Annotated in this window: 24 protein-coding genes; 14 read left to right on the top strand and 10 right to left on the bottom strand. The window is 58.2% G+C overall.

Going from position 1 to position 23,195, the window contains the following annotated elements; all coding sequences use genetic code 11:
* Positions 1-61: 61 nt before the first annotated feature.
* The 4 genes from hflK to EDB94_RS04360 all read left to right on the top strand — a co-directional run bounded on the left by hflK (position 62) and on the right by EDB94_RS04360 (position 4,863).
* Complete coding sequence (gene hflK, locus EDB94_RS04375; protein WP_053112707.1) at positions 62-1,249, top strand: FtsH protease activity modulator HflK; 1,188 nt, start codon at positions 62-64, stop codon at positions 1,247-1,249.
* 2 nt (positions 1,250-1,251) lie between these two features.
* On the top strand, positions 1,252-2,127 hold the full coding sequence (hflC, locus tag EDB94_RS04370) for a protease modulator HflC (RefSeq protein ID WP_008170064.1): 876 nt from the start codon (positions 1,252-1,254) through the stop codon (positions 2,125-2,127).
* 175 nt (positions 2,128-2,302) lie between these two features.
* Positions 2,303-3,484 (top strand): ATP phosphoribosyltransferase regulatory subunit, encoded by a 1,182-nt coding sequence (locus EDB94_RS04365; protein WP_108017560.1) that lies wholly within the window; start codon positions 2,303-2,305, stop codon positions 3,482-3,484.
* Positions 3,485-3,567: 83 nt separating this feature from the next.
* A complete protein-coding gene (locus EDB94_RS04360) occupies positions 3,568-4,863 on the top strand; it encodes an adenylosuccinate synthase (protein ID WP_108017559.1) in 1,296 nt (431 codons plus the stop codon).
* Between the two features lie 53 nt (positions 4,864-4,916).
* Here EDB94_RS04360 and cmoB read toward each other — a convergent pair whose 3' ends face one another.
* The 5 genes from cmoB to EDB94_RS04335 are packed head-to-tail and all read right to left on the bottom strand — an operon-like array spanning position 4,917 to position 8,536.
* Positions 4,917-5,909, bottom strand: a complete 993-nt coding sequence (gene cmoB, locus EDB94_RS04355; protein WP_181259003.1) for a tRNA 5-methoxyuridine(34)/uridine 5-oxyacetic acid(34) synthase CmoB — start codon at positions 5,907-5,909, stop codon at positions 4,917-4,919.
* A 2-nt stretch (positions 5,910-5,911) separates the two neighbouring features.
* On the bottom strand, positions 5,912-6,688 hold the full coding sequence (gene cmoA / locus EDB94_RS04350) for a carboxy-S-adenosyl-L-methionine synthase CmoA (protein ID WP_008170072.1): 777 nt from the start codon (positions 6,686-6,688) through the stop codon (positions 5,912-5,914).
* Positions 6,681-7,049 (bottom strand): hypothetical protein, encoded by a 369-nt coding sequence (locus tag EDB94_RS04345; protein ID WP_008170074.1) that lies wholly within the window; start codon positions 7,047-7,049, stop codon positions 6,681-6,683. The genes cmoA and EDB94_RS04345 overlap by 8 nt, the downstream gene beginning before the upstream one ends.
* Before the next feature lie 34 nt (positions 7,050-7,083).
* Entirely contained in the window at positions 7,084-8,100 is a 1,017-nt protein-coding gene (locus EDB94_RS04340; protein WP_008170076.1) for a serine/threonine protein kinase, read from the bottom strand.
* 10 nt (positions 8,101-8,110) lie between these two features.
* Positions 8,111-8,536: a hypothetical protein gene (locus EDB94_RS04335; protein ID WP_008170078.1), complete on the bottom strand. Its 426-nt coding sequence runs from the start codon at positions 8,534-8,536 to the stop codon at positions 8,111-8,113.
* Positions 8,537-8,697: 161 nt separating this feature from the next.
* Here EDB94_RS04335 and EDB94_RS04330 point away from each other — a divergent pair, with 161 nt between their 5' ends.
* Positions 8,698-9,795, top strand: coding sequence for an NAD(P)/FAD-dependent oxidoreductase (locus EDB94_RS04330; protein ID WP_108017557.1), 1,098 nt, complete (start codon positions 8,698-8,700; stop codon positions 9,793-9,795).
* Here EDB94_RS04330 and EDB94_RS04325 read toward each other — a convergent pair.
* Complete coding sequence (locus tag EDB94_RS04325) at positions 9,792-10,313, bottom strand: ComF family protein (RefSeq protein WP_260312510.1); 522 nt, start codon at positions 10,311-10,313, stop codon at positions 9,792-9,794. The two genes, EDB94_RS04330 and EDB94_RS04325, sit on opposite strands and share 4 nt — an antisense overlap.
* 263 nt (positions 10,314-10,576) lie before the next feature.
* Here EDB94_RS04325 and bioB point away from each other — a divergent pair, with 263 nt between their 5' ends.
* The 9 genes from bioB to EDB94_RS04280 all read left to right on the top strand — a co-directional run bounded on the left by bioB (position 10,577) and on the right by EDB94_RS04280 (position 20,315).
* Positions 10,577-11,635, top strand: coding sequence for a biotin synthase BioB (gene bioB, locus EDB94_RS04320; RefSeq protein ID WP_008170083.1), 1,059 nt, complete (start codon positions 10,577-10,579; stop codon positions 11,633-11,635).
* Positions 11,636-11,795: 160 nt separating this feature from the next.
* Positions 11,796-12,971: an 8-amino-7-oxononanoate synthase gene (bioF, locus tag EDB94_RS04315; protein ID WP_108017555.1), complete on the top strand. Its 1,176-nt coding sequence runs from the start codon at positions 11,796-11,798 to the stop codon at positions 12,969-12,971.
* A complete protein-coding gene (locus EDB94_RS04310; protein ID WP_108017554.1) occupies positions 12,968-13,723 on the top strand; it encodes an alpha/beta fold hydrolase in 756 nt (251 codons plus the stop codon). Before bioF ends, EDB94_RS04310 begins: the two co-directional genes overlap by 4 nt.
* A complete protein-coding gene (gene bioC, locus EDB94_RS04305) occupies positions 13,711-14,541 on the top strand; it encodes a malonyl-ACP O-methyltransferase BioC (RefSeq protein WP_311316504.1) in 831 nt (276 codons plus the stop codon). Before EDB94_RS04310 ends, bioC begins: the two co-directional genes overlap by 13 nt.
* Positions 14,542-14,563: 22 nt before the next feature.
* Positions 14,564-15,256, top strand: a complete 693-nt coding sequence (bioD, locus tag EDB94_RS04300; RefSeq protein WP_108017553.1) for a dethiobiotin synthase — start codon at positions 14,564-14,566, stop codon at positions 15,254-15,256.
* 51 nt (positions 15,257-15,307) lie between these two features.
* Positions 15,308-15,553 carry a flagellar basal body rod C-terminal domain-containing protein gene (locus EDB94_RS04295; RefSeq protein ID WP_014577776.1) on the top strand — a complete coding sequence of 82 codons (246 nt, stop codon included), beginning with the start codon at positions 15,308-15,310 and terminating at the stop codon, positions 15,551-15,553.
* A 22-nt stretch (positions 15,554-15,575) separates the two neighbouring features.
* Complete coding sequence (locus EDB94_RS04290; protein ID WP_108017552.1) at positions 15,576-16,244, top strand: putative metalloprotease CJM1_0395 family protein; 669 nt, start codon at positions 15,576-15,578, stop codon at positions 16,242-16,244.
* 269 nt (positions 16,245-16,513) lie between these two features.
* Positions 16,514-18,313 carry an acyl-CoA dehydrogenase C-terminal domain-containing protein gene (locus EDB94_RS04285; protein WP_108017933.1) on the top strand — a complete coding sequence of 600 codons (1,800 nt, stop codon included), beginning with the start codon at positions 16,514-16,516 and terminating at the stop codon, positions 18,311-18,313.
* Between the two features lie 211 nt (positions 18,314-18,524).
* A complete protein-coding gene (locus EDB94_RS04280; protein WP_108017551.1) occupies positions 18,525-20,315 on the top strand; it encodes an acyl-CoA dehydrogenase C-terminal domain-containing protein in 1,791 nt (596 codons plus the stop codon).
* Positions 20,316-20,404: 89 nt separating this feature from the next.
* Here EDB94_RS04280 and EDB94_RS04275 read toward each other — a convergent pair whose 3' ends face one another.
* The 4 genes from EDB94_RS04275 to lptE all read right to left on the bottom strand — a co-directional run bounded on the left by EDB94_RS04275 (position 20,405) and on the right by lptE (position 23,194).
* On the bottom strand, positions 20,405-21,040 hold the full coding sequence (locus EDB94_RS04275) for an endonuclease (protein ID WP_108017550.1): 636 nt from the start codon (positions 21,038-21,040) through the stop codon (positions 20,405-20,407).
* A gap of 187 nt (positions 21,041-21,227) precedes the next feature.
* Entirely contained in the window at positions 21,228-21,491 is a 264-nt protein-coding gene (locus tag EDB94_RS04270) for a hypothetical protein (RefSeq protein ID WP_008170101.1), read from the bottom strand.
* A 111-nt stretch (positions 21,492-21,602) separates the two neighbouring features.
* Entirely contained in the window at positions 21,603-22,610 is a 1,008-nt protein-coding gene (gene holA / locus EDB94_RS04265; protein WP_108017549.1) for a DNA polymerase III subunit delta, read from the bottom strand.
* Positions 22,607-23,194, bottom strand: a complete 588-nt coding sequence (lptE, locus tag EDB94_RS04260; protein WP_041645369.1) for an LPS assembly lipoprotein LptE — start codon at positions 23,192-23,194, stop codon at positions 22,607-22,609. The genes holA and lptE overlap by 4 nt, the downstream gene beginning before the upstream one ends.
* Between the last annotated feature and the right edge of the window lies 1 nt (position 23,195).

Raw genomic sequence — 23,195 nt, 5'->3', positions numbered from 1 at the left:
GCGGAGATAAATCCCTAGTATTTGCAGCCATTCTATTTATAAGTCAGTAACGGAGAGCACTATGGCCTGGAACGAACCGGGTGGAAACCGTAACGACAATGACCCCTGGGGTACCGGTGGTGGTCGACGCGGCAATGATCAGGGGCCGCCAGACCTCGATGAGGCGCTGAAAAAAGGTCTCGACAAGCTCAACAAGATGCTGGGCGGCAAGGGTGGCAAGTCCGGCGGCAGCGGTGGCAGTAGCGGCGGCAGCGCCGGTGGTTTTGGTGCGATTCTCGCACTGGCAGCCATACTGGTGGTCGGCTATGTCATCTTCCAGTCCTTCTATACCGTGGACGAACAGGAGCGGGCGGTGGTTCTCCGTTTCGGTGAATACCACCAGACCGAGAATCCTGGCCTGAGATTCAAGGTGCCACTGATCGATAGCGTCACCAAGGTCCGCGTGACTAACGTGCGTACCGCTGAGTCCAGTGGCCAGATGCTGACCCAGGACGAAAACCTGGTAACGGTTGACCTTCAGGTTCAGTACCGCGTTGGCGACGCTGAAGCCTACGTGCTGAATGTGCGTGACTCCAACCAGGCACTGGCCTTTGCAACGGATAGTGCGATCCGTCACGAGGTCGGTAGCTCGACACTCGACGACGTACTGACCGAAGGTCGTGCAGAACTGGCCGTGCGGGTTGAGCAAAGGCTCCAGATGTTCCTGCGGGAATACGGCACTGGCCTGGAGTTGGTGCGGGTTAACGTTGAAAGCACCCAGCCACCACCAGCGGTCCAGGATGCCTTCCGTGAAGTCCAGAGGGCCCGTGAGGACGAGCAGCGGGTGAAGGAAGAAGCTGAAACCTACCGCAACCGGATCGTTCCGGAGGCTCGTGGTGAGGCCCAGCGCATGATCGAAGAAGCCAATGCATACAAGGAAGAGGTGATCGAGCGGGCACGTGGTGAGACCTCGCGTTTCCTTGAGCTTCTGGCCGTCTATCAGATGTCTCCGACAGTCACTCGCGAACGTTTGTACTTACAGACGGTCGAAGAAGTCCTTGCTAACAGCAGCAAGATCCTGGTTGACACGGAGAGCAGTGGCAACATGATGTACCTGCCGCTTGATCGACTGACCCAGGGCTCGCTGCCCCGTACCGGTGGTTCATCCTCCGGCAACAACCAGGGCAACGTGGACATCCAGACCCTGACTGATCAGGTTCTTCAGGAACTGCGAAGCAGGCAGGATACTACCGTTCGGAGGAGCAGATAATTATGGGACCTAAAGGTGTAGTGGGCCTTGCAGGCGCCCTGATCGTTGTCCTGCTGGTACTGTCCAGTGTGTACATCATTCCGGAAACCCATCGGGGTGTTCTGCTCCGGTTCGGTGAGCTGGTAGAGACCGATATCCAGGCCGGTATCCATTTCAAGGTTCCGGTTATCGACCAGGTTCGTGAATTCGACATCCGGGTTCTCACCATGGATCTGCCCTCACGGCAGTATCTGACCGTGGAGAAGAAACCGCTGGATGTGGATTCGTATATTGCCTGGAAGATCCGTGATGTGGACCAGTTCTATCGGGCGACCGGCGGTGACGAGTTCCGCGCTCAGTCCCTGTTGTCCTCCCGTGTTGATAACGGCCTGCGGGACGAGTTTGGTATCCGGACCATGGTGGAAGTGGTCTCGGGCCAGCGAGATGAGCTGATGCACACTCTGCGGGATCGCGTAAACCAGACCGCCCAGAATGAATTCGGTATCGAGGTCCTGGACATTCGTGTCAAGGCTATCGAATTCCCGGGTCAGGTGAGCGAAAACGTTTACCGTCGGATGGCGACCGAGCGTGAGAAACTGGCTCAGGAATTCCGTTCGCGGGGTCGGGAGTTGGCCGAAGGTATTCGTGCCGATGCCGATCGTCAGAGAACCGTTATTTTGGCTGAAGCCTTTGCCCAGTCAGAAGAAACCCGGGGTGAAGGTGACGGTCAAGCGGCCAGAATCTACGCCGATGCCTACGGCTCCGACGCGGAATTCTACAGCTTCTACCGAAGCCTGCAGGCTTACCGCAATACCTTCATGAGCAAGGATGACATCATGGTGATTGATTCCAACAGCGCGTTCATGAAGTTCCTGAACGATCCGCAGGGTGCCCGTTAACCCTGCACGTTGAGACCAAAAACCGGAATACCTCTGTATTCCGGTTTTTTTGTGCCCGGCAACCGTGTAAAATTCTGCCGGTTTTGTGTCGGGCTTTTGCCGAGTGCCGCCTTAAATCCTGTGTGATCCCCCCAGCCACCTGTGCCGGAGCGGATATAACGGACAACGGAATCTCATGACAGTATCTGATCGCTGGTTACTGCCAGACGGGGTAGAGGACATTCTTCCCCCACTGGCCGGACGGATCGAATCCCTGCGTCGGGATGTAATGGATACCTGCCAGCGCTGGGGCTACCAGCTGGTAATCCCACCGCTCATTGAATATCTCGAATCCCTGTTTACCGGAACCGGAAACGATCTGGAGCTTCAGACCTTCAAGCTCACCGATCAGTTGACCGGGCGGATGATGGGTGTTCGCGCCGATATGACGCCTCAGGCAGCGCGCATTGATGCCCATACCCTGGGCCAGGAAGGGATCACCCGTCTTTGCTATGCCGGGCACGTCCTCCACACCCGCCCAAGGCACATGCTGACAGGTCGAACACCGATTCAGGCCGGCTGCGAACTGTTTGGCAGTGGCTCCGAAGCAGCGGATATGGAAGTGATCAGCCTGATGCTGGAAACCCTCAGGGTTGCCGGCTTGCCCCGTATCCATCTGGATCTGGCTCATGTTGCCATCTATGAGAGTCTGATCGGCGAGGCGGATTTTGATCGGGATACGGAGAGCGCCATTTTTGACGCCATGGCCCGCAAATCGGTGCCGGAGCTTGATCAACTGTTGGGTCAATGCCCTCCAGGGTCTGCGGGTGCTCGTTTGCGTGAGCTTGCCCGGGTCAGTGGTGGCCCGGAAGCCTTGAACGAGGCCCGTCGGATCCTGCAGGGTGCCTCTGACAGCCTGGACGCGGCACTCGACCAGCTTGGGCGTGTGTCTGACATGCTGGGAAGGGATTACCCGGATATCAGCTTCGGATTCGATTTCTGTGAGCTTCGTGGCTACAACTACCACACGGGCCTGGTGTTTGCAGCCTACGTGCCGGGCCACGGCGATTCCGTGGCCAAGGGTGGCCGTTATGATGCCATCGGAAGTGACTTTGGCCGCGCCCGCCCGGCAACGGGATTCAGTCTTGATATTCGCTCGCTCGTCTCTCTTGGCGAGCGCGTGACTCGCAGTGCCGGCGCTATCTGGGCGCCGGCGGATGTCGACCCCGCCCTGGAAGGCGTGATCTCCGGTCTGAGAATGACGGAAACCGTTGTTCGTGCCCTTCCCGAAGACGAGGGCGTTAACCCTGCCGCCAGAGGCTGTGACCGTGAGCTGGTCAAACAGGGTGGCCAATGGGTTGTGCAGAAGCTGGGCTGATGCCCCCGGGGCCTCGGTGAATTCATTTACAGGTAAACTTGCGAAACGCCTGTCCTGCGGGGCAGCCGCATTGAGAGAGAATCATGGGTAAAAATGTTGTTGTGCTGGGCACCCAGTGGGGTGATGAAGGCAAGGGTAAGATTGTTGACCTGCTGACCGACAAGGTTGCAGCGGTTGTCCGCTTCCAGGGCGGGCACAATGCCGGTCATACCCTGGTAATTGACGGCAAGAAAACAGCGCTTCACCTGATTCCTTCCGGCATTCTGCGGCAACACGTCTATTGCCTCATCGGCAACGGTGTTGTCCTGTCGCCCGAGGCTCTGCTGAAAGAAGTGCGCGAGCTGGAAGCCAATGATGTGGCGGTTCGCGATCGCCTGCGTATCAGCCTGGCGTGCCCGATCATTTTGCGTACTCATGTTCGAATTGATCAGGCCCGTGAAAGGGCTCGTGGTGTCGACAAGATCGGCACAACCGGTCGCGGTATTGGCCCGGCCTATGAAGACAAGGTTTCCCGTCGTGGCCTGCGCCTGGGCGATCTGTGCAATCCCGCCGACTTCGAAATGAAGCTCCGGGAGATCATGTCGTACCACAACTTCATCCTGACCGAGTACTTCAAGGAAGAGGTTGAGGACATTGATGCCGCACTGGAAGAGCTGAAGCAGATGGGCGAGGAAATTTTGCCCATGGCGGCAGACGTGACTGACATGCTGCATGATTTCCGTAAGCGTGGAGAGAATATCCTGTTCGAGGGTGCCCAGGGCTCGCTGCTGGATATCGATCTTGGCACCTATCCGTATGTGACTTCTTCCAACACCACCGCTGGCGGCACGGCCACCGGTTCCGGCTTCGGCCCGCTGTTCCTCGACTATGTGCTGGGGATCACCAAGGCGTATACCACCCGTGTAGGCTCCGGACCGTTCCCGACCGAACTGTTCGACGATATGGGCAACCACCTGGCGGTGAAGGGCAACGAAGTCGGCACTACAACCGGGCGCGCCCGCCGTTGTGGCTGGTTCGATGCGGTGGCTCTGCGCCACGCCATCCAGATCAACAGTGTGTCCGGTATCTGTCTGACCAAGCTGGACGTGCTGGACGGACTGGAAACCGTGAAGGTTTGCGTAGGCTACAAGACGCCTAACGGCGAGATTTTCCGGCCGCCCATCGGCTGCGACAGCTACAAGGACATCGAGCCGGTTTATGAGGAACTGCCCGGCTGGAGCGAAAGCACCGTTGGCCTGACCAGTGTCGATCAGTTGCCGGAGAACGCCAAGGCCTACATCCGTTTCCTGGAAGAGCAGATCGAAGCGCCGATCGATGTGATATCTACTGGTCCGGATCGTATCGAGACGATTACATTGCGTCACCCGTTCGGCGAGTAATCGCCAACGTTAAAAAAACCGCCCTGCTTAAAAGGCACGGCGGTTTTTTGTGTTCAGGGCTTCTCGGCAATCACGGTAGCACGCAACGGCCCCGGGTATCCTTCCACGGTTTTTGAGGGGTCGTTCGGATCCAGAAAATCCTGGAGGGAGTTGAAACGCATCCAGTCGGTGCTTCGCTGTTCGTCTGAGGTCGTAGGGGTGACATCGACCACCCGGGCATTCCGGAAGCCGGTGCGGTCCAGCCAGCGCAGCAGTGTGTCGCAGGACGGGAGGAACCAGACGTTCCGCATCTGCCCATAGCGATCCTCGGGCATCAGGCTGAAGCCCTCAGGGCCTTCAACGACAAGTGTTTCCAGCACCAGTTCCCCGCCCCTGCGAAGTGTTCCCTTCAGTTCAAGCAGATGATCGAGCGGTGAGCGCCGATGATAGAGAACCCCCATGGAAAAGGTGGTGTCGAAGGTTTCAAGGTCGGCGGGGAGGTCTTCCATCCGAACGGGCAGCAGGTCTATCGGGACATCACCGAGGTAGTCCTTGACGCTGAAGAACTGGAACAGGAACAGCAACCCCGGGTCGATGCCGATCACCCGACCCGCGCCTTCGCCCAGCATGCGCCAGCAGTGATACCCGGAGCCACAACCCACATCCAGTATGCGACGACCGGAAAGGTCTGAAAGGTAAGGCGACACGCGGTCCCATTTCCAGTCAGAGCGCCATTCGGTATCGATGTACGTACCGAAGAAGTCGAAGGGGCCTTTGCGCCAGGGCATCAGGCCGCGTAATCCGAGTTCCAGTTGCTCCCGTTGTGCCACGGTCAGGGGCTGCCTGGAGGTCAGGGTTACCGCGGATTGGTCCAGTTGCGCGTCTATCTGAGTCAGACCGGGTAGCTGGTCAAGGGCAGCTTGCCAGCGATCGAGATCGCCGTGGGGGCGGTCCTCAAAGCGGTGGGTCAGTTGCTGTTGGAGTTGCGTCGCCCAATGCTCCAGGCCGTCTTTCTCAAGTTCATCGATGATAGGCCCGAACCGGGCTTTCCAGTCAAAGTCTGCCATGGTCATTCGGTGGTTTGGTTGGCCTTTATGGCGAGCATGGAAACAAAGTTGAAGCACTGATACCACACCACCACGTCATCGAAACCTGCCGACAACAGGCGCGCCTTGTGCGCAGCCAGTGTTTCGGGAATCAGCACCTGTTCGATCGCCGTGCGTTTCTGGCTTATTTCAAGATCCGAATAGCCGTTGGCGCGCTTGAATTCGTGATGCAGTCGGGTCTGAATGGCTTGCTCGTCGTCAGATTCAAAGCGAACTTTCTCCGACAGGATCAGGACACCGCCAGGACGCGTGGCATCAGCAATGCGCGCAAGCAGGCCGGCCCGCTTCTCCGGATCGACAAACTGCAAGGTGAAATTCAGAGTGGTCACCGAGGCATTACTCAGCTCGGTGTCCAGAATATCCTCGCACCTGAGGGTAACGGGGAGCGCACTGTCGTCCAGTGCAATGTAATGCTCGCAGCGTTCGATCATGGCGCTCGAGTTATCCACTCCGATCAGGTTGCAGTCCGCATTGGCGATACCATGGCGCATTGCCAGCGTGGAAGCGCCGAGTGAGCAGCCCAGGTCATAACAGTTGGTGGCGGGCTGGGCATATTGCTCCGAGATAACCTCGATCATCGGAATGACGGTAGTGTAGCCCGGCACCGAGCGCCGGATCATGTCCGGAAACACCCTTGCCACCGATGCGTCGAATCGGAAGTCCTCCGGCCGGCGCTCTGTGGCAAACAGCCGGTCCGTGGTCTGCTCGGGTGCCTCCGACGGCTTGCGGGATTTATTCATTGGTGTCCGGAGTCTCGGGAGCGGGCAGAACGGCAGGCCCGGTCGGGGAGGGCCTTGAGCAGCGTACGCCGCGATTTTTATAGTCCACCAGGATTCCCCGGAACGAGGGATCCACATCGGCGGCAATTGCCAGGTAACCATTTTCGCAAACGGCGTGCAGTTCCGAGGCTTTGGGCGACATGCGAAACGGATCCTCCTCGGTTACATGGATGGCCTGGAAATCGCCAACAGGCATATGATCCTTGTTCTCGCTGTGGTTGATCCTGCCGCTCATCTCCAATACAAGAACGGTGCCAATAGCCGCAACCACAGCGGTTACGATCAGGCTACGGACGGTGTAACGGGCCTCATTCTGGCTCATGCATACCTCAAATCAAACGAATTAAAAGTGTTGGTCAGTATTGTCCCGGCACCGTGATGGCCGGTGACTGCAAGGCTGATAACTGCTCCCGGAGCGACAGAATCTGGTCTGACCAGAACCGTGGCTGGGCAAACCAGGGAAAGAAGCGCGGAAATGCAGGGTCGTCCCAGCGCTTTGCCAGCCACGCGCAATGGGCAATCTGCCGGTAGCAGCGCAGCGGCTCAATCAGGTGGCGCTCGCGGCGATTGAAATCACGGAACATTTCATAGCCCTCCAGCAACTCTCCCAGCTGGGCGCCGCGCTCGAAGTCGTCTCCGTTCAGCAGCAACCACATATCCTGAATGGCGGGCCCGGTGCGGCAATCGTCGAGATCCACGAACAGCATCTGTTCGTCCCGGCAGAGAATATTGCCGGCATGGCAGTCGCCATGAAGTCGCAGGGTTTCCACCGGACCGGCTTCGTCAACCCGAGCGGCACAGAGTCTTTGCAGGTCAGGAATCAGGCTGTCCCAGGCTGGCCTGAGATCCGTCGGAATCCAGTCTCCCCGTAACAAAAGCCGATTGCTGGCTTCGATGCCATCCAGCAAATCCATGCCCGAGCGATGGGCAAACGGTTTTTTGGCGCCAATATTGTGGATCTGACCCAGCCATTGCCCCAGCCGGTAAAGGGTATCGGTAACACTGGTGTCTGGTGCTTGCCCGCCACGCTGCGGAAATACCGCAAACAGGAACTCACCATGGCGCCCGAGCGTGTCCCCGGTCGCCAGCTTCATAGGTGCTACAACCGGAATGTCGGCTTCCAGGAGCTCCAGGGTGAATGTATGTTCCTCGCGGATTTCCGCTTCGCTCCATCGGCCCGGCCGATAGAACTTGGTAATTACCGGGGCGCCTTCATCCAGGCCTACCTGATAGACCCGGTTTTCATAGCTGTTCAACGCGAACAGCCGGCCACTTACCGCAAACCCTGCCTCTTCCATCGCATCCAGAATGATATCCGGCGTCAGGGAATCGTAGGGGTGGGTGGATGCCGCAAGTGAGGGGTCATGGGTCATAAAGGGCGTTTCAGAGCCTTGTGTCGTATTTGGATTTCATGGTTTGCAGATGGTACCAGTTTTCGTCCAGCTCCCAGCGGATACGGCTGATGCCAGAAGCCCCAAGAATAACGTCTCCGGCACGGGCCTGAACCTGTGCAAGCTCGCGTTCTGCCCGCTGCCAGTCGCGATGACTGTCCCCAAGATTGCGCATACTCGGAAATACCGCACTCAGCGCCTTGTGGGTGGACGTGGTGTGGGACCGCAGTGAGCTCATAATGGCCGTGTCGCCCTCCACCCTCAGTACCCGGTGCTTGTAGGGGTAGCTGGCAACCACCTCATCCGCTTTCAGCCGCTCGTTCAGGCTGATTACTTCAAAGCCCCGCCAGCCTAGCCACCCGACAAAGAGGGCCGCCACCACCATTACCAGAACAAACTGCTTCCTGTCAGACATCATAAGCCGGGCTCCATGCACTACTTTCCGGAGCCAAGTATAACCGGTATGGGCTCTTGAGTAATGTATTGAGCCCGCCGGCGCCCGTTTTCGCCGGGCTGGCGGTATAGGATATGCTCAACGTCTTGTCAGTGGAGCAGGGCCAACCATAAGTGTCGACAGAAGTGCTGGAAATCCAAACCGTTGTTATCGGCGCCGGTGTCATTGGGCTGGCTATTGCCCGCGCTCTGGCGAGAGCCGGGCATGAGGTCATCGTTCTGGAAAGCTCAGACCGGTTTGGTGAGGGCATCTCCTCACGAAACAGCGAAGTCATTCATGCCGGCATTTATTACCCCCAAGGGTCACTGAAGGCGGAGTTGTGTGTTGAGGGTCGACGGCAGCTTTACGACTATTGCCTGACGCACAAGGTTGGACACCGTAAATGCGGTAAGTGGATTGTTGCCGTCGACGAGGCACAGAATGACAAGCTCTTTGATATTCAGGCTGCGGCAGCCAGCAACGGTGTTGAACTTGAGCTGTATGATGGCGAAAGAGTCGCCCGAGGCGCTCCGGGTATTTGCGCCAGCTCGGGGCTCTGGTCCCCCGAAACCGGTATTGTCGACAGCCACGGGCTGATGCTCTCCTTGCTTGGCGAGCTCCATGATGCCGGCGGCCAGCTCGCTCTACGCTCACCGGTAGCGGCTGCTGAATCGGATAGCCAGCGGCACCGTCTAAACGTAGCAGGAGAAACCCCGCTAATTCTGGAAGCGAAAAATGTCATTAACGCCGCCGGGCTCGGCGCCGTCCCGCTGGCAAAAAACTGGGCAGGTCTGCCCGACGACTGCATTCCCCGGCAATGGTTCGCGAGGGGCGTCTACTTCAGCTACAGCGGACGAACACCTTTCAGGACCCTGATCTATCCGGTTCCTGAACCCGGGGGCCTGGGTATCCACCTGACTCTCGATCTCGCTGGCCAGGCCCGTTTCGGTCCGGATGTAGAGTGGATCGAAAAGGAAGACTACACCGTGGAACCCAGCCGCCAGGAAGGCTTCGCCAGAGGCATCCGCCAATGGTGGCCAGGACTCGACCCGACCCGACTTCAGCCCGCCTATGCCGGCATCCGACCGAAGCTAAGAGGCCCCGATGGTGGCTTCGCGGATTTCCGGATTGATGGTCCAGAGACGCACGGTTTGCCGGGACTGGTTAATCTGTTCGGTATCGAATCGCCGGGTTTAACATCCTGCCTGGCAATTGCTGAACGTGTAAAAGCTTTGCTGTCTTAACCTGGCGTCCGGGCTAGTGCCCAAACCTGAATGTTCCGGGCGCCGGCCTCCCGAAGTGCTGATGATAAAACCCTGACGGTCGCGCCGGTGGTCACCACATCATCGACAATCGCTATTCGCTCTGGCACTGGCGGGATGACCTCAAATACCCCGCGAAGATTCGCCAGTCGGGCCTCCCGGTTCAACTCCCGTTGAGACCGGACACGGCGAACCCTTCTGACAAGTCCGTTGGCGACCGGGACGTCCAGGGTGCTGGCAATCGTCTCGGCAATGTCCTGGGCCTGATTGAAGCCGCGTTGCCGGCGTCGCCGCGCATCCATTGGCGCGGGTACCAGTACTTCTGGCATTGCGATAGCACCATCGAGCCGAGCCTTCTGCACCAAGTTAGCAAAATCCGCCATCAATGGTCTTCCGAACTTGCGCTGGCCCCGATACTTGTATCGGCCAATCATGCCGTCGAGTGGGTACTGGTAGCGCCAGGGAATAAAAGAGCTATCGAAAGCCGGCGGGTGTTTCATGCAGTCACCGCAGAGCAGCTCCGAGGAGGGAAAAGCCAGGGGCAGGGCGCAGCAGCGGCAGTGCCAGCGGTTCACTGGTAGGTCGCCCCGGCAAGGCTGGCATAAGCCGTTGAATGCCTGTGAGGAAAGGCAGGTGACACACAGTCCGCCGTGCCTGATGCTGTTAACCTTTTTGTCCATGAAGGTTGACAGCCAGTTCAGTCCCTTTATCATCTGATTCATCCGTAAACCCAGAGACCGGGAAAGGTTAACAGGACTTTTACATGACCGCTACAGAACTCCGCCACGACTGGACACTGCAGGAAGCTCGCGAGCTTTTCGAACTCCCTTTTAACGATCTACTGTTCCGTGCCCAGAGTGTGCATCGCCAGTATTTTGATCCTAACGAGGTGCAAGTAAGCACCTTGCTGTCGATCAAGACCGGCGCCTGCCCGGAGGATTGCAAATACTGTCCCCAGAGCGGTCATTACAACACCGGCCTCGAGAAAGAGAAGCTGCTGGAAATTGAAAAGGTGGTGGCTGAGGCCAGGGCTGCGAAAGAAAAGGGGGCTTCCCGGTTTTGCATGGGCGCCGCCTGGCGCAGCCCTTCGAAGAAGGATATGCCTTATGTTCTGGACATGGTCAAACAGGTCAAGTCCCTGGGGCTTGAGACCTGCATGACCCTTGGCATGCTCAAAGAGGAGCAGGCGGCAGAACTGGCCGATGCCGGGTTGGATTACTACAACCATAACCTGGATACCTCTGAGAAGTACTACAGCCACATCATCACCACTCGAACCTACCAGGATCGACTGGACACTCTCGACAATGTTCGCAAGGCCGGAATGAAGGTTTGTTGCGGTGGCATTATGGGTATGGGCGAAGACGAGGATGACCGGGTCGGACTGCTGGTTCAGCTCGCGAACCTGCCCCATCATCCGGAAAGTGTGCCTGTGAATATGCTGGTGAAGGTGAAAGGCACGCCTCTGGAGGACGTCGAGGACCTGGATCCGTTCGAGTTCATCCGGATTATTGCGGTGGCGCGGATCTTGATGCCGGCTTCCCACGTTCGCCTGTCAGCTGGGCGTGAAAACATGAATGAGCAGATGCAGGCTCTGTGTTTCATGGCTGGTGCCAACTCGATCTTCTACGGCGAGAAGCTCCTGACCACCGCCAATCCGGAGGCCGATGCCGATATGCTGTTGTTCAAACGCCTCGGTATTCGCCCAGAGCAGCGGGAGCAGTGTGCGTCGGAGGAGCAGGAAGAAGAGGCGATTGCCGAGGCCGTGGAGTATGAGGCGACCCGACACATGTTCTATGACGCGACACGGGAATCTGCCTGAACCTTTGACCCTGGGGAAGCAACGAGCGGGTAAGGCTCCCCGGGATCCGCTACAAGCACATCCATGTGCGCTTGTTTCGGGCCATCCTTGGCCCTCTACAATCCCGGGGAGCCTTACCCGCTCGTTGCCCGGGCCGTTGAGTTAACCTCCAGGTGCTATCGTGCGGGACTTTGCCTTTGAACTCGAAGAGCGGAAACAGGCCGGTCTGTACCGGACACGTCGGCATGTGGCGGGTCCGCAGCGGCCTTTTCTGATTGCTGACGGCAAACCTTTATTGTCGTTCTGCAGCAACGATTACCTGGGTCTTGCCAATAACCCTGCCAATATTGAGGCCCTGCGTGATGCGCTTCCCGAGACAGGTCTTGGGGGCGCGGCTTCCCATTTGATTTGTGGTCACCATGATGCCCATCACCAACTGGAGCTTCGTCTGGCGGAATTTACCGGGCGCAGTTCGGCGCTGTTTTTCTCCACCGGCTACATGGCCAACATGGGGGTTATTTCGGCGCTGGCCGGGCGGGGCGATACGATTTTTTCGGATCGCCTGAATCATGCGTCGATCATCGACGGCTGTATCCTGAGCCGGGCCCGGGTTCGCCGTTACGCTCATGGCGATGTCGCGGCGCTGGAGGCGATGCTGGCGGAGACTTCCGGGCACAAGTTGGTGGTGACCGACGGGGTCTTCAGCATGGACGGCGATATTGCGCCCCTGGCGGAGCTGGCCCGGGTCTGCCGGTTCCACGATGCGTTACTGGTGGTTGATGATGCTCATGGAATTGGCGTACTCGGACCTGAAGGGCGTGGCAGCGTCGCTGAAGCGGGGTTGTCCGAAGAGGATGTCCCTGTGTTGATCGGCACCCTGGGCAAGGGGGTCGGAACCAGTGGCGCATTCGTGGCCGGGCCATCGCTGCTGATGGATTATCTGGTTCAGAAGGCCAGAACCTATATCTATACGACGGCGATGCCGCCGGCTCTTGCCATGGCAACCATTTCGAGTCTGGATCTTATTGAGCGGGATCAGGGGCGCCGCGAGCATGTATTGGGTCTGGTTTCGCGGTTTCGTCGGGAAGCCTCGGCCATGGGGTATGAATTGATGCCTTCACGTACTCCGATCCAGCCGATCATGGTTGGCGACAATCACGACGCGCTGGCGCTCAGTCAGGCATTGGAGGAGCGCGGCTTGCTGGTCTCGGCCATTCGCCCGCCGACGGTTCCCGCGGGGGAGGCGCGATTGCGGGTTACATTCAGTGCCGCTCATTCCCAGGCGAACCTGGATTGTCTGTTGACCGCGCTGTCAGACTGCCGGCATCTGGTTCAAGAAACGGACATGGCGGTATGAGTTCCTGCAGGGTCTGTCCGCGTCTGGTGGTGGTTGCTGGCTGGGGCGTTCGTGCAGAGATGTTATCTGGGCTCTATGGCTATTGGCCGGGGGAGGTGGTTGCCGTGTCTCTGGACGATGAGCTGCTGAGCCGCTGCCAGTCGCTCTCGGAGGTGACGGACGAGCTGTTGTCACTTTATCCGGAGCCGTCAGTTTGGATGGGCTGGTCCCTGGGCAGTCAGGTTGTGATGGAGGCCGCCGGGCGTGAGACCGGTGCAGTGTCCTGTGTTATTACCCTCGGTGGTTTTCCGAAGTTTGTGGCCGACGAACGCTGGCTCAATGGTATGGCGGAAAGCGACTTTCGGGCGTTTGCCCGTGGTGTCCGCCGGGACCCACAGCGCTACTGGCTGCATTTTCTGTTGTTGATGATCAACGGTTCTGCGGACGAAAAACAGGAGCGGCAGAGGCTCAAGCCGTGGCTTGAGAAAGGCACTCTGGTCTCGCATGAACACCTCGTCACGAGTCTTGCCTGGCTGGAAAGCGAGGACCAGAGGGCGTTATGGCGTTCACTCGCCACACCGGCCCTTCATGTGATGGGTGAGAACGATATTGTGGTCAGGTCGTGGGCGGGTGATCTCGCTATTCCGACGTCAAGCGGTCATGCGGTCGTACCGGGTATGGCGCACTGGCCGGGCGGCTGCTCGGCTTCGGATTGCTGGGAGGCGATACAGGCGTTTTTTGCCACTCAAAAGGCGTTGTCATGGGCGTTATGAGCATCTCGACCAACCAGATAGCCCGGGGCATTTCCGATACTCGCAAGTCTGATATTGCCCGGGGCTTTGGCATTGCCAGTGGCACCTATGAAAGTGCCTCAAGACTGCAGCGCTTCATGGGCAATACCATGCTGCAGAAGTTCGAGTTCCGGGAAAGTCAGGATCATGATCTAACATTGCTGGACCTGGGGTGTGGCACGGGTTGGTTTACCCGAAAGTTTGCGGATTTCGGGCAGATTGAATCGTTGAGTGGGGTTGATCTGTCGCCTGGAATGTTGGAACAGGCTCGCAAGAATGGGCCTGCGGGAATAAGCTGGATCGTGGGCGATGCCGAACACCTGCCTTTGCCGGATAGCAGTGTCGATGTGATTTTCAGCAATCTCATGATTCAGTGGTGTGATGACCCCGGCGCCGTGCTTCGGGAATGCCGGCGGATCCTGCGGCCAGGTGGGGATCTGATGGTCTCCACACTCCTTGACGGTACGCTCCGTGAGTTGAAATCGGCCTGGCAGGCGGCGGATCCTGGCCATCAGCACGTAAATCGCTTCGAGACTGACCTTGCCTTGCAGGCCAAGGTGCGTGCCGAATTACCGGATGCCGTTGTTGAAGAGCGCACTATCAGCTTACCCTACGAATCGCCGATGGCCCTGGCGGGTGAGCTTCGCCATCTTGGCGCGGGCTTCCGCGGCGCTGGCCGGCGACGAGCGGCCACGGCACCGGGGCGGATGCGGGAAATGTGCAGGCAGTACCCCAAAGAGCCGGACGGCACTATCATGGCAAGCTATGAGGCTGCCTGGGTGTACTGGCAGAAACCGTAAGAGTCGTTAACTGGAAATACACATGGCCAAGCAATCCTTTTTCGTAACGGGCACCGACACCGGGGTTGGGAAAACCCTGGTAACCGCAGCCATTCTTCAGGCGGCCAAGGCGATGGGTAAGCACACCCTGGCGATGAAGCCCATCGCCTCGGGTTGCGATCGGACGCCGGAAGGCCTTCGCAACGAAGATGCCCTTATTCTGCAGAACGCCATTACTGAGCCGCTGGCCTACGAGTTGATCAACCCGGTGGCGCTAGAGCCTGCCATTGCACCGCATGTTGCGGCTGAACAGGCTGGGCGACACATTACGTCTGATCGTCTGGTTGGATTCTGCCGCGGATTGCAGATTCGTCCGGCGGACCTTCTGCTGGTTGAGGGTGCCGGCGGCTGGCGGGTCCCGCTCAACGATCGGGAAACCTATTCAGAGTTTCCGCGCCAGCTGTCCATGCCGGTCATTCTCGTGGTTTCACTGCGCCTTGGCTGTATTAATCATGCGCTTCTTACGGCAGAGGCCATCAGAAGTGACGGTCTCAGAGTGGCAGGTTGGGTTGCCAATCGCACCGAGCCTGAGCCCATGAGTTGCGAACAGGACACCCTGAACTATCTGGTTAACCACATGGGAGCGCCCTGTCTGGGTATTCTTCCGTGGCTGGAGCAGGCGCGGCCTGAAATGCTGGCTGGTTATCTGAATATCGATGGGCTGTTTGAAAATTGACCAGGTTTGTGGCTTAATGAAGTCAATTTATGGTCATCGGGCAGCGCAGTTATGATCAGTAACACTCTCGCAGTTGGGATTCAGGGCATCCAGGATGGCATGGTCGGTATGGAAAATGCCGCCCGCAAGATTGCTCGTGGTGGTACTGATGGTCCCCAGGGGACCGCGGAAGGCGCGGGCAGCCTCGTTGAACCCATTGTTGATCTCAAGATTTATGAGCGAAGTGTCGAAGCGTCCGCACAAGTGGTAAAAACCGCTGACGAAACACTCGGAACGCTGCTTGATATCATGGCCTGATTACTGAAAGGGCGCCTGGCTCGTGCTTTCATCTCTCCCCCCTGTTTCCCCAACTATCCCAGCGGCCTCGTTTCAGGGCCAGGTTTCTCCGCGAGTCCAGGCCACGGGCCCAGTATCGGCAAAGCCGGAGGCGCCGACCGCCGGAGCCAGATCTACTGAGGCTGCAGGCAAAGCCGAATCTGCGCGGGAAAATCCCGACTCCGGGCCCCGGAGCGGGGAATCCGACAATCCTCAGGGACTCACAGAGCAAGAGCTGAAACAACTGACCGAGCTGAAAGCGCGGGATCGTGAAGTTCGTGCCCACGAAGCCGCGCACCAGGCGGTTGGCGGCCAGCACGCCGGCGCCATGTCGTTCACCTACCAGCGGGGGCCGGACGGCGCCCAGTATGCGGTGGGAGGTGAAGTCTCCATTGATCTGTCTCCGGTGCAGGGTGATCCCCAGGCCACTATCGAGAAAATGCGAATTGTCCGGGCGGCGGCCATGGCGCCGGCGGAGCCTTCCGGCCAGGATCGAGCGGTGGCTGCCCAGGCGATGCAGATCATGCTCCAGGCCCAGTCGGAGCTGGCCGCCGAAACGGGCGCTTCGTCAAGAACCGCGAGCGATGCTTATCGGGAGGTCTCCGCCATGGGAGAGTCTGATCAGAACGGTGACGAAAACCGAGTTTCCTCTTTCCAACCGGTGTCTGCCTGACCGGTTAATTTCCAACATCCAGGTCCTTTCATAGATATCCGGCACTTAAGGTGCGATCCGGCCCCATGCGCTGCTGTGGCGCGTGATCCGGTGACAGTTCGCAACACAAATTTTGCATCCGGCTATTGACAATTCTGTGCCTGTAAACGTATGTTTCAAACAAGTGTTTAATTAAGGCTGCAGCGCATTGCGTTGCGGTGTCTGAGCAAACCCAAGGCCAGAAGCTGTCAAACCTGATTCAGCTGAGCCCGAGAACCGAGGTGGATTCCATGCCTGAGTACAAAGCGCCCCTGCGTGACATCAAATTCGTAATGACCGAGCTGCTGAACAGCGAGCAGCACTACGCCAACCTGGAAGGTGCCGAAGACGCTACTCCGGATATGGTGGATGCCATTATCGGGGAAGGTGCCAAGTTCTGTGAGCAGGTTCTGTCTCCGCTGAACCAGGTGGGTGACAAGGAAGGCTGTACCTGGAGCGAGGACGGTGTGAAGACACCGACTGGCTTCAAAGAAGCTTACCAGCAGTATGTGGAAGGCGGCTGGCCGTCCATGACCGCCGATCCCAACTACGGTGGCCAGGGACTGCCGCACTCTCTCGGTCTGGTCATGAGTGAAATGGTGGGCACCGCCAACTGGTCCTTTGGCATGTACCCGGGCCTGAGCCACGGTGCAACCAACACCATTGAAGAGCATGGTACCGAAGAGCAGAAACAGACTTACCTCACCAAGCTGATCAGCGGCGAGTGGACCGGCACCATGTGTCTGACCGAGCCGCACTGCGGTTCCGATCTCGGCACCCTGCGCACCAAGGCCGAGCCGAATGCTGATGGCACCTACGCCATCACCGGTACCAAGATCTTTATCTCTGCGGGTGAGCACGACATGGCCGAGAACATCGTCCATATCGTTCTTGCGCGTCTGCCGGGCGCACCGGAAGGCACCAAGGGCATCTCCCTGTTTATCGTGCCCAAGTGTCTGCCGAACGAAGATGGCTCTGCTGGTGATCGCAACGCCGTTTCCTGTGGTTCCATCGAGCACAAGATGGGTATCCACGGCAACGCCACTTGCGTGATGAACTTCGACGGCGCCAAGGGCTGGCTGATCGGGCCGGAGAACAAGGGCCTGAACTGCATGTTCACCTTCATGAACACCGCCCGTATCGGTACTGCGATCCAGGGGCTGGGTGCCGCCGAGCTGGGCTTCCAGGGTTCACTCGCCTACGCCAAAGAGCGTCTGGCCATGCGTTCACTGAGCGGTCCCAAGAACCCTGAAGGCATTGCTGATCCGATCATTGTTCACCCGGACGTTCGTCGCATGCTGCTGACACAGAAAGCGGTTGCCGAAGGCGCCCGTGCCCTGATTTACCTGACGGCACAGCAGGCAGACGTTGTTCACAGCGGCAAAACCGAAGAAGAGCGCAAGGCAGCCGATGAGGCGCTGGGCTTCCTGACACCGATCGCCAAGGCGTTCCTGACCGAAATCGGTTACGAGGCAGCGAACCTGGGTATGCAGGTCTTTGGTGGTCACGGCTTTATCTCCGAGTGGGGCATGGAGCAGAACGTTCGTGACGCCCGTATCGGCATGATCTATGAAGGCACCACCGGTATTCAGGCGCTGGATCTGTTGGGCCGCAAGGTTCTGATGACCCAGGGCGAATCCCTGAAAGGCTTCACCAAGCAGGTGCATCTGTTCTGCAAGGAAAACGCGGAAGAGGAGCAGCTGAAGGAATTCATCGAGCCGCTGGCGGCGATGAACAAGGAATGGGGCGAGCTGACCACCAAAATTGGTATGTCTGCCATGAAGAACCGTGAGGAAGTGGGCGCGGCCTCTGTGGACTACCTGATGTACTCCGGTTACGCAGTGTTTGCCTACCTGTGGGCCCGTATGGCCAAGGTTGCCCTGGACAAGATGGTTGAGGGTACCACTGAAGAGATGTTCTACAACGCCAAGATCCAGACTGCGCGCTTCTACTTCAAGCGTATGCTGCCCCGGGCCAAGGGCCACGCAGAAAGCATGCTGGCTGGCGCTGACAGCCTGATGGACATGCCGGAGGAAGCCTTCGCCATCTAAGGCGCGGGCACCGAAGGACGGTTCCAGAGGACAGAAAGCCCGCGCTCCCCGGAGGCGGGCTTTTTTCATGAGTTGCGGTCCGCTTTTAGGGTAGAATAGGCGCCCATAAAAATAATCTTCAGCGGACACATAGCCCGAGCAGGTGTGACTGGCCCAGACTGAGGCCCTTTTGCCACCTGAACAGACTGACAGAATTTTTGGAGAGTTTTAGATGGCTGATTATCAGGCACCCCTACGTGACATGCGCTTTGTTCTGAATGAGGTTTTCGATGCCCCCGCACTGTGGGCCTCACTGCCCAAGGTTGCCGAGCATGTGGACCCGGAAACGGCGGACGCCATTCTTGAAGAAGCCGGCAAGATCAGCAGTGGTGTACTTGCGCCCCTGAACCGCGAGGGTGACGAGCAGGGCTGCAAATGGAACGACGGTGAGGTGACGTCTCCGGACGGCTTCAAGGAAGCGTACCAGACCATCGTTGAAGGCGGCTGGAACGGTCTTGGCGGCAACCCGGACTTTGGCGGCATGGGCATGCCCAAGACCCTCGTCGCGCAGTTCGAGGAAATGATGCAGGGCGCCAACATGGCATTTGGCTTGGCCCCCATGCTTACGGCCGGCGCCTGCCTCGCGCTGGACGCCCACGGCAGTGATGAGCTGAAAGAAAAGTACCTGCCCAACATGTATTCCGGTGTCTGGTCCGGCGCCATGGATCTGACCGAGCCCCACGCCGGCACAGACCTCGGGATCATCCGCACCAAGGCGGAACCGAACGATGACGGCTCCTTCAACGTTACAGGTACCAAGATCTTTATCACCTGGGGCGAGCACGACATGGCGGAGAACATCATCCACCTGGTGCTGGCCAAACTGCCGGATGCGCCGAAAGGTCCAAAGGGCATTTCCATGTTCCTGGTACCCAAGTTCCTGGTGAATGACGATGGTTCCCTGGGTGAGCGCAACAGCTTCAGTTGTGGTTCCCTCGAGAAGAAAATGGGCATCAAGGGTTCTGCGACCTGCGTAATGAACTTCGATGGCGCCAAAGGCTGGCTGGTCGGCGAAGAAAACAAGGGTCTGGCGGCGATGTTCACCATGATGAACTACGAGCGCCTGGGCGTTGGTATCCAGGGGATCGGCGCGGCCGAAGCCTCTCTGCAAAGCGCTCGGGAATACGCCCTTGATCGTATCCAGAGCCGTGCACCGACCGGTGCCCAACAGCCTGAGAAGGCGGCAGACCCAATCCTCGTGCACCCGGATGTCCGGCGCATGCTGCTCACGATGAAAGGCTATGTGGAGGGCGGTCGTACTTTCTCAACCTACGTGGCCCAGTGGCTGGATATCGCCAAGTTTGCCGAGGATGATGAGCGTCGCAAACACGCCGAAGGTATGGTGGCGTTGCTGACACCGGTGGCCAAGGCATTTCTCACCGATCGCGGCCTTGATACCTGCATCATGGGTCAGCAGGTCTTTGGTGGTCATGGTTTCATCCGCGAGTGGGGGCAGGAGCAACTGGTTCGTGACTGTCGCATTACCCAGATCTACGAAGGAACCAATGGTATCCAGGCACTGGATCTGATGGGCCGGAAAGTGGTCGGCACCCAGGGCAAGCTTTACGAGCTGTTTGCACAGGACGTCGCAAACTTCCTGGAGGAGAACAGTGGTAACGAGCATTTGCGCCCGTTCCTTGAGCCGCTTGCTGCTGCGGTTGAGCGTCTTGATGACGTTACCGAGCACGTGATCAAACAGGCTGGCGATAACCCGAATGCCATTGGCGCAGCGTCTGTGGACTATCTGGATCTGTTTGGCCTGACCGCTCTGGGTTATATGTGGGCGAAAATCGTCAAAGCGGCTGCGCCACAGGCGGATTCAGATACCTCTGGATTCTACAGCGGTAAACTGAAGACCGCGCGCTTCTACTTTGACCGCCTGTTGCCCAAGACCGTTTCACTGGCTGAAGGTATTCGCAGCGGCAGCGACTCCATGATGGCGCTGACGGCTGAAGAGTTCTGATTAGCCAGCAAGACTCAGGCATAAAAAAACAGGCCCTCGGGCCTGTTTTTTTATGGTTAACTGGTCAGCAGGGCGAGTTTCCCGGACTCTCAGAGTCGTTCCATTCTTTCCGGATTGGTAATAAAGGGATTGTCATTACCCTGGATTTCGACAATGCGGCCATGACGGGTCAGCTCGCTATCATCCGGCGGGTCCTGCCTGTTCCAGCCCTTGAACACCGCTGAGGAGCCAAGCCAGGGCAAATCATAGGTGTCCACCATGTAGGCCACCGTGCGCGCCACATCTCCCTTTACCCGCCCCGGGGGCTCAAAGAACTGGGCGCTCTGGCGAATGCCGCATTCGTCTTCGCTTACTGACGAGCCCAGGTCCTCGTAACGAGCGTTTCGCCGGCCCATCTCCGTGCGGCTGCGTACCGGTACCATGTTGTGCATGTCGGACGCGATCTGACGGTATCGGTTATCCTGTTCGCATTGACGCGAGGTGCCGCAGTCGAGTGCGCTGCGGACATCGGCCAGTGGATAGACATAACCGTCCGTCAGAACGAATCCTTTGCTTGTAAAGGCGGTGTTGCAGAAGAAGGAATTGCCGCCACTGGCATAAAGGTCGCCCCAGAAGTGATCGGAAACAACGGTTTTTGGATCACTGAACCGGGTATTCTGGCCAATCACGAGGGTAGTGGTGAGCAATAGGCCAAGTGCTGTGGGTATCAGTAAGAATCGTTTCATACGCCTTTTATACCTCGCAGTGTGTTCAAGCACCCTGTCAATTCGGGCCTCACTGGTCAGGATCTGATCAAGCGGGTCAAAACTATGACGCTTTGTTCACGGATACTGTGAAGTATGGCACAGAGGCTCCAAACCACGGAGCCTCCAGGCTAGAAATTTGTGGCGTAATGTTAACGGGTTAACAGTATTACTTCAGTTTGTTGCGGATGTTCTGGTAACCGGTTTTCAGGTCTTCGCCAAGTTTTGATGCGGTCTGACGAGCTTCCTGGGACGCGTTCTCTGCATCGTGCAGAACTTCATCGATCTTGCTTCTGAAACGATCCCAATCCTGTTCGAGATCCTCCCATTCGTCTTTAACGTCTTCACGGGCCAGATGCATCTGGACGCGCGCCTCATCCCGGTATTGTTTCACTTTTTCCGACAGCTTCTTGAGTTCTTCTTGAAGACTCATGTCAAGCACCTCCTTGGATTGTTGGTGTGCTTACAATGCGCCCGATCGTAAAAAACTGTCAAGGGGCCGGCAGGGCCAACAGGGCACAACGAAGGCTGAGTTTGATTCAGATCAGGAACGGCCGGCGAGCAGGGCAGACATATCCCGCAAATAGTGCCAGGGGGAGAGGGAATCGAAGCCTTTCGCCGCGCGGTCGATCTGGCTGCACAGGGTGATCGCCTCATTCAGTTGGTTCCGGTTCAGCCGGCGAGCGGCCTGTTCCATTGCACGGGCACGTTGCGGCTGGAATACGCCCCGTTTTTTCAGGAATGCGGCGGGATTTTCCGACTGGCCGGTCGCAGATTTCAACTCGAGAAGCAGGTTCAGATCCCGGCTGAGGACCGATAGCAAACCGAGCGGGTTTTCTCCCTCTTGCTGAAGCACAGTGATCATCTTGCCGGCGTGGGGCGCGCGGCCACTGATCAGCTCGGTCACGAGTTCAAAGCCATTGAATCGGGAACTGTCCTGGACCGCCTGTTCAACGGTTTCCTCATCAATGGTATTGCCGTTTGCGAGCAGTGACAGTCTGTCGAGCTCCTGGCTCGCGGCGAGCAGATTGCCCTCGAGGCGTTCGCTCATGATGGCCAGGGCACCCCGGGTCAGGCTGAGGCCGCGGTTGCTGGCCCTCTGCTGTAGCCAACCCTGAAACTTGTCGGCATCGACGGGCCACACCGGTACGTGCACGCCCTTTCCCTGGAGCTCCTTGTACCATTTGCGGCGTGTTTCCGCCGCGTCCAGACGGGCACTGATGAGCACGAGGATGATATCGTCGGGAGGGTCGGCCAGGACTCGTTCCAGTACCGCGCGGCCGTCGCCCAGCTTGCCGGTTGGCAAGTGAATCTCGATGCGCCGTTTTTCCGCGAACAGGGACATGGCACTGAATTCCTCACCAACGGCGTTCCAGTCCAGTTGGTGGTCAGCGTGAAAGGTCAGGCGGTCATGAAAACCGGCGTCTTTTGCGGCCTTGCGAACCTGGTCACAACACTCCTGAACCAGCAGGGGTTCGTCCCCGGATATAAGATAGACGGGCGAAAGGCCCTTTTTCAGCAGCTGGGATAACTGGCCTGGATTGGTCTTCATGGCTGGCCTGTGGCTGGGGCGTCGGCTTCCTGTTCACGCTGGTAATTCGCCCGGATGGCGTCGATGCGCTGCGGGGTCAATGGTGCCAGCCGGAATATCACCTGCTGCGCAAGACGATCGTCCATTTGCTGGCGGAGGGTCTCTTCTTCCCGCTGTCTTGCCAGCACGTTGGTTTCGTCGTAGCGGTAACTCTCGCTAGTGGTCAGGCGTGTCGTGCCCACCATGGGAATCCGATCCGCGCTGATTACTTCAAGATCAACAGAGTGACGCAGCGTGTATTCCGCGGCTGCGGCCTGGGCGGTGATGGCACTTGCGCGACGGTCACGCTCGAAGTTCTTCAGCCGCAGAATGTAGTCGGCCTCCGCCAATGGCGCCATACGGACATTGCCCAGGTTCAGCTGTTCACGCAAGGAACGGCACAGCGTGTCGGGCACCTGTGAGGAGCAATCCACGGCAAGAGGCTCGAGGGCCGAAGAAACCGGTGGCGCACCCCGCAACTGGAATCCGCAACCACCAAGCAGCGCCGCCATTACAGCGGTCAGCATCAGGCGTGCTGACGATTTCAGAGCGGAGTGCCGGGACATA

This window comes from Marinobacter sp. 3-2, from assembly GCF_003751355.1.
GTDB classification, from domain to species: domain Bacteria; phylum Pseudomonadota; class Gammaproteobacteria; order Pseudomonadales; family Oleiphilaceae; genus Marinobacter; species Marinobacter adhaerens.
Note: the sequence above shows the minus strand (reverse complement) of the source record. Positions and strands in the feature narration are given on the sequence as shown.

Bases quoted from the DNA above. Each gene is read 5' to 3' on its own strand.
- EDB94_RS04335 (WP_008170078.1), bottom strand. From the start codon at position 8,536: ATGATGTCTGACAGGAAGCAGTTTGTTCTGGTAATGGTGGTGGCGGCC.
- EDB94_RS04310 (WP_108017554.1), top strand. From the start codon at position 12,968: ATGAGTTCCTGCAGGGTCTGTCCGCGTCTGGTGGTGGTTGCTGGCTGG.
- EDB94_RS04285 (WP_108017933.1), top strand. From the start codon at position 16,514: ATGCCTGAGTACAAAGCGCCCCTGCGTGACATCAAATTCGTAATGACC.
- EDB94_RS04345 (WP_008170074.1), bottom strand. From the start codon at position 7,049: ATGAGCCAGAATGAGGCCCGTTACACCGTCCGTAGCCTGATCGTAACC.
- cmoA (WP_008170072.1), bottom strand. From the start codon at position 6,688: ATGAATAAATCCCGCAAGCCGTCGGAGGCACCCGAGCAGACCACGGAC.
- EDB94_RS04340 (WP_008170076.1), bottom strand. From the start codon at position 8,100: ATGACCCATGACCCCTCACTTGCGGCATCCACCCACCCCTACGATTCC.
- EDB94_RS04270 (WP_008170101.1), bottom strand. From the start codon at position 21,491: ATGAGTCTTCAAGAAGAACTCAAGAAGCTGTCGGAAAAAGTGAAACAA.
- bioB (WP_008170083.1), top strand. From the start codon at position 10,577: ATGACCGCTACAGAACTCCGCCACGACTGGACACTGCAGGAAGCTCGC.
- EDB94_RS04365 (WP_108017560.1), top strand. From the start codon at position 2,303: ATGACAGTATCTGATCGCTGGTTACTGCCAGACGGGGTAGAGGACATT.
- EDB94_RS04325 (WP_260312510.1), bottom strand. From the start codon at position 10,313: ATGAAACACCCGCCGGCTTTCGATAGCTCTTTTATTCCCTGGCGCTAC.
- bioD (WP_108017553.1), top strand. From the start codon at position 14,564: ATGGCCAAGCAATCCTTTTTCGTAACGGGCACCGACACCGGGGTTGGG.
- holA (WP_108017549.1), bottom strand. From the start codon at position 22,610: ATGAAGACCAATCCAGGCCAGTTATCCCAGCTGCTGAAAAAGGGCCTT.
- cmoB (WP_181259003.1), bottom strand. From the start codon at position 5,909: ATGGCAGACTTTGACTGGAAAGCCCGGTTCGGGCCTATCATCGATGAA.
- hflC (WP_008170064.1), top strand. From the start codon at position 1,252: ATGGGACCTAAAGGTGTAGTGGGCCTTGCAGGCGCCCTGATCGTTGTC.
- EDB94_RS04275 (WP_108017550.1), bottom strand. From the start codon at position 21,040: ATGAAACGATTCTTACTGATACCCACAGCACTTGGCCTATTGCTCACC.
- EDB94_RS04295 (WP_014577776.1), top strand. From the start codon at position 15,308: ATGATCAGTAACACTCTCGCAGTTGGGATTCAGGGCATCCAGGATGGC.
- hflK (WP_053112707.1), top strand. From the start codon at position 62: ATGGCCTGGAACGAACCGGGTGGAAACCGTAACGACAATGACCCCTGG.
- bioC (WP_311316504.1), top strand. From the start codon at position 13,711: ATGGGCGTTATGAGCATCTCGACCAACCAGATAGCCCGGGGCATTTCC.
- EDB94_RS04280 (WP_108017551.1), top strand. From the start codon at position 18,525: ATGGCTGATTATCAGGCACCCCTACGTGACATGCGCTTTGTTCTGAAT.
- lptE (WP_041645369.1), bottom strand. From the start codon at position 23,194: ATGTCCCGGCACTCCGCTCTGAAATCGTCAGCACGCCTGATGCTGACC.
- EDB94_RS04360 (WP_108017559.1), top strand. From the start codon at position 3,568: ATGGGTAAAAATGTTGTTGTGCTGGGCACCCAGTGGGGTGATGAAGGC.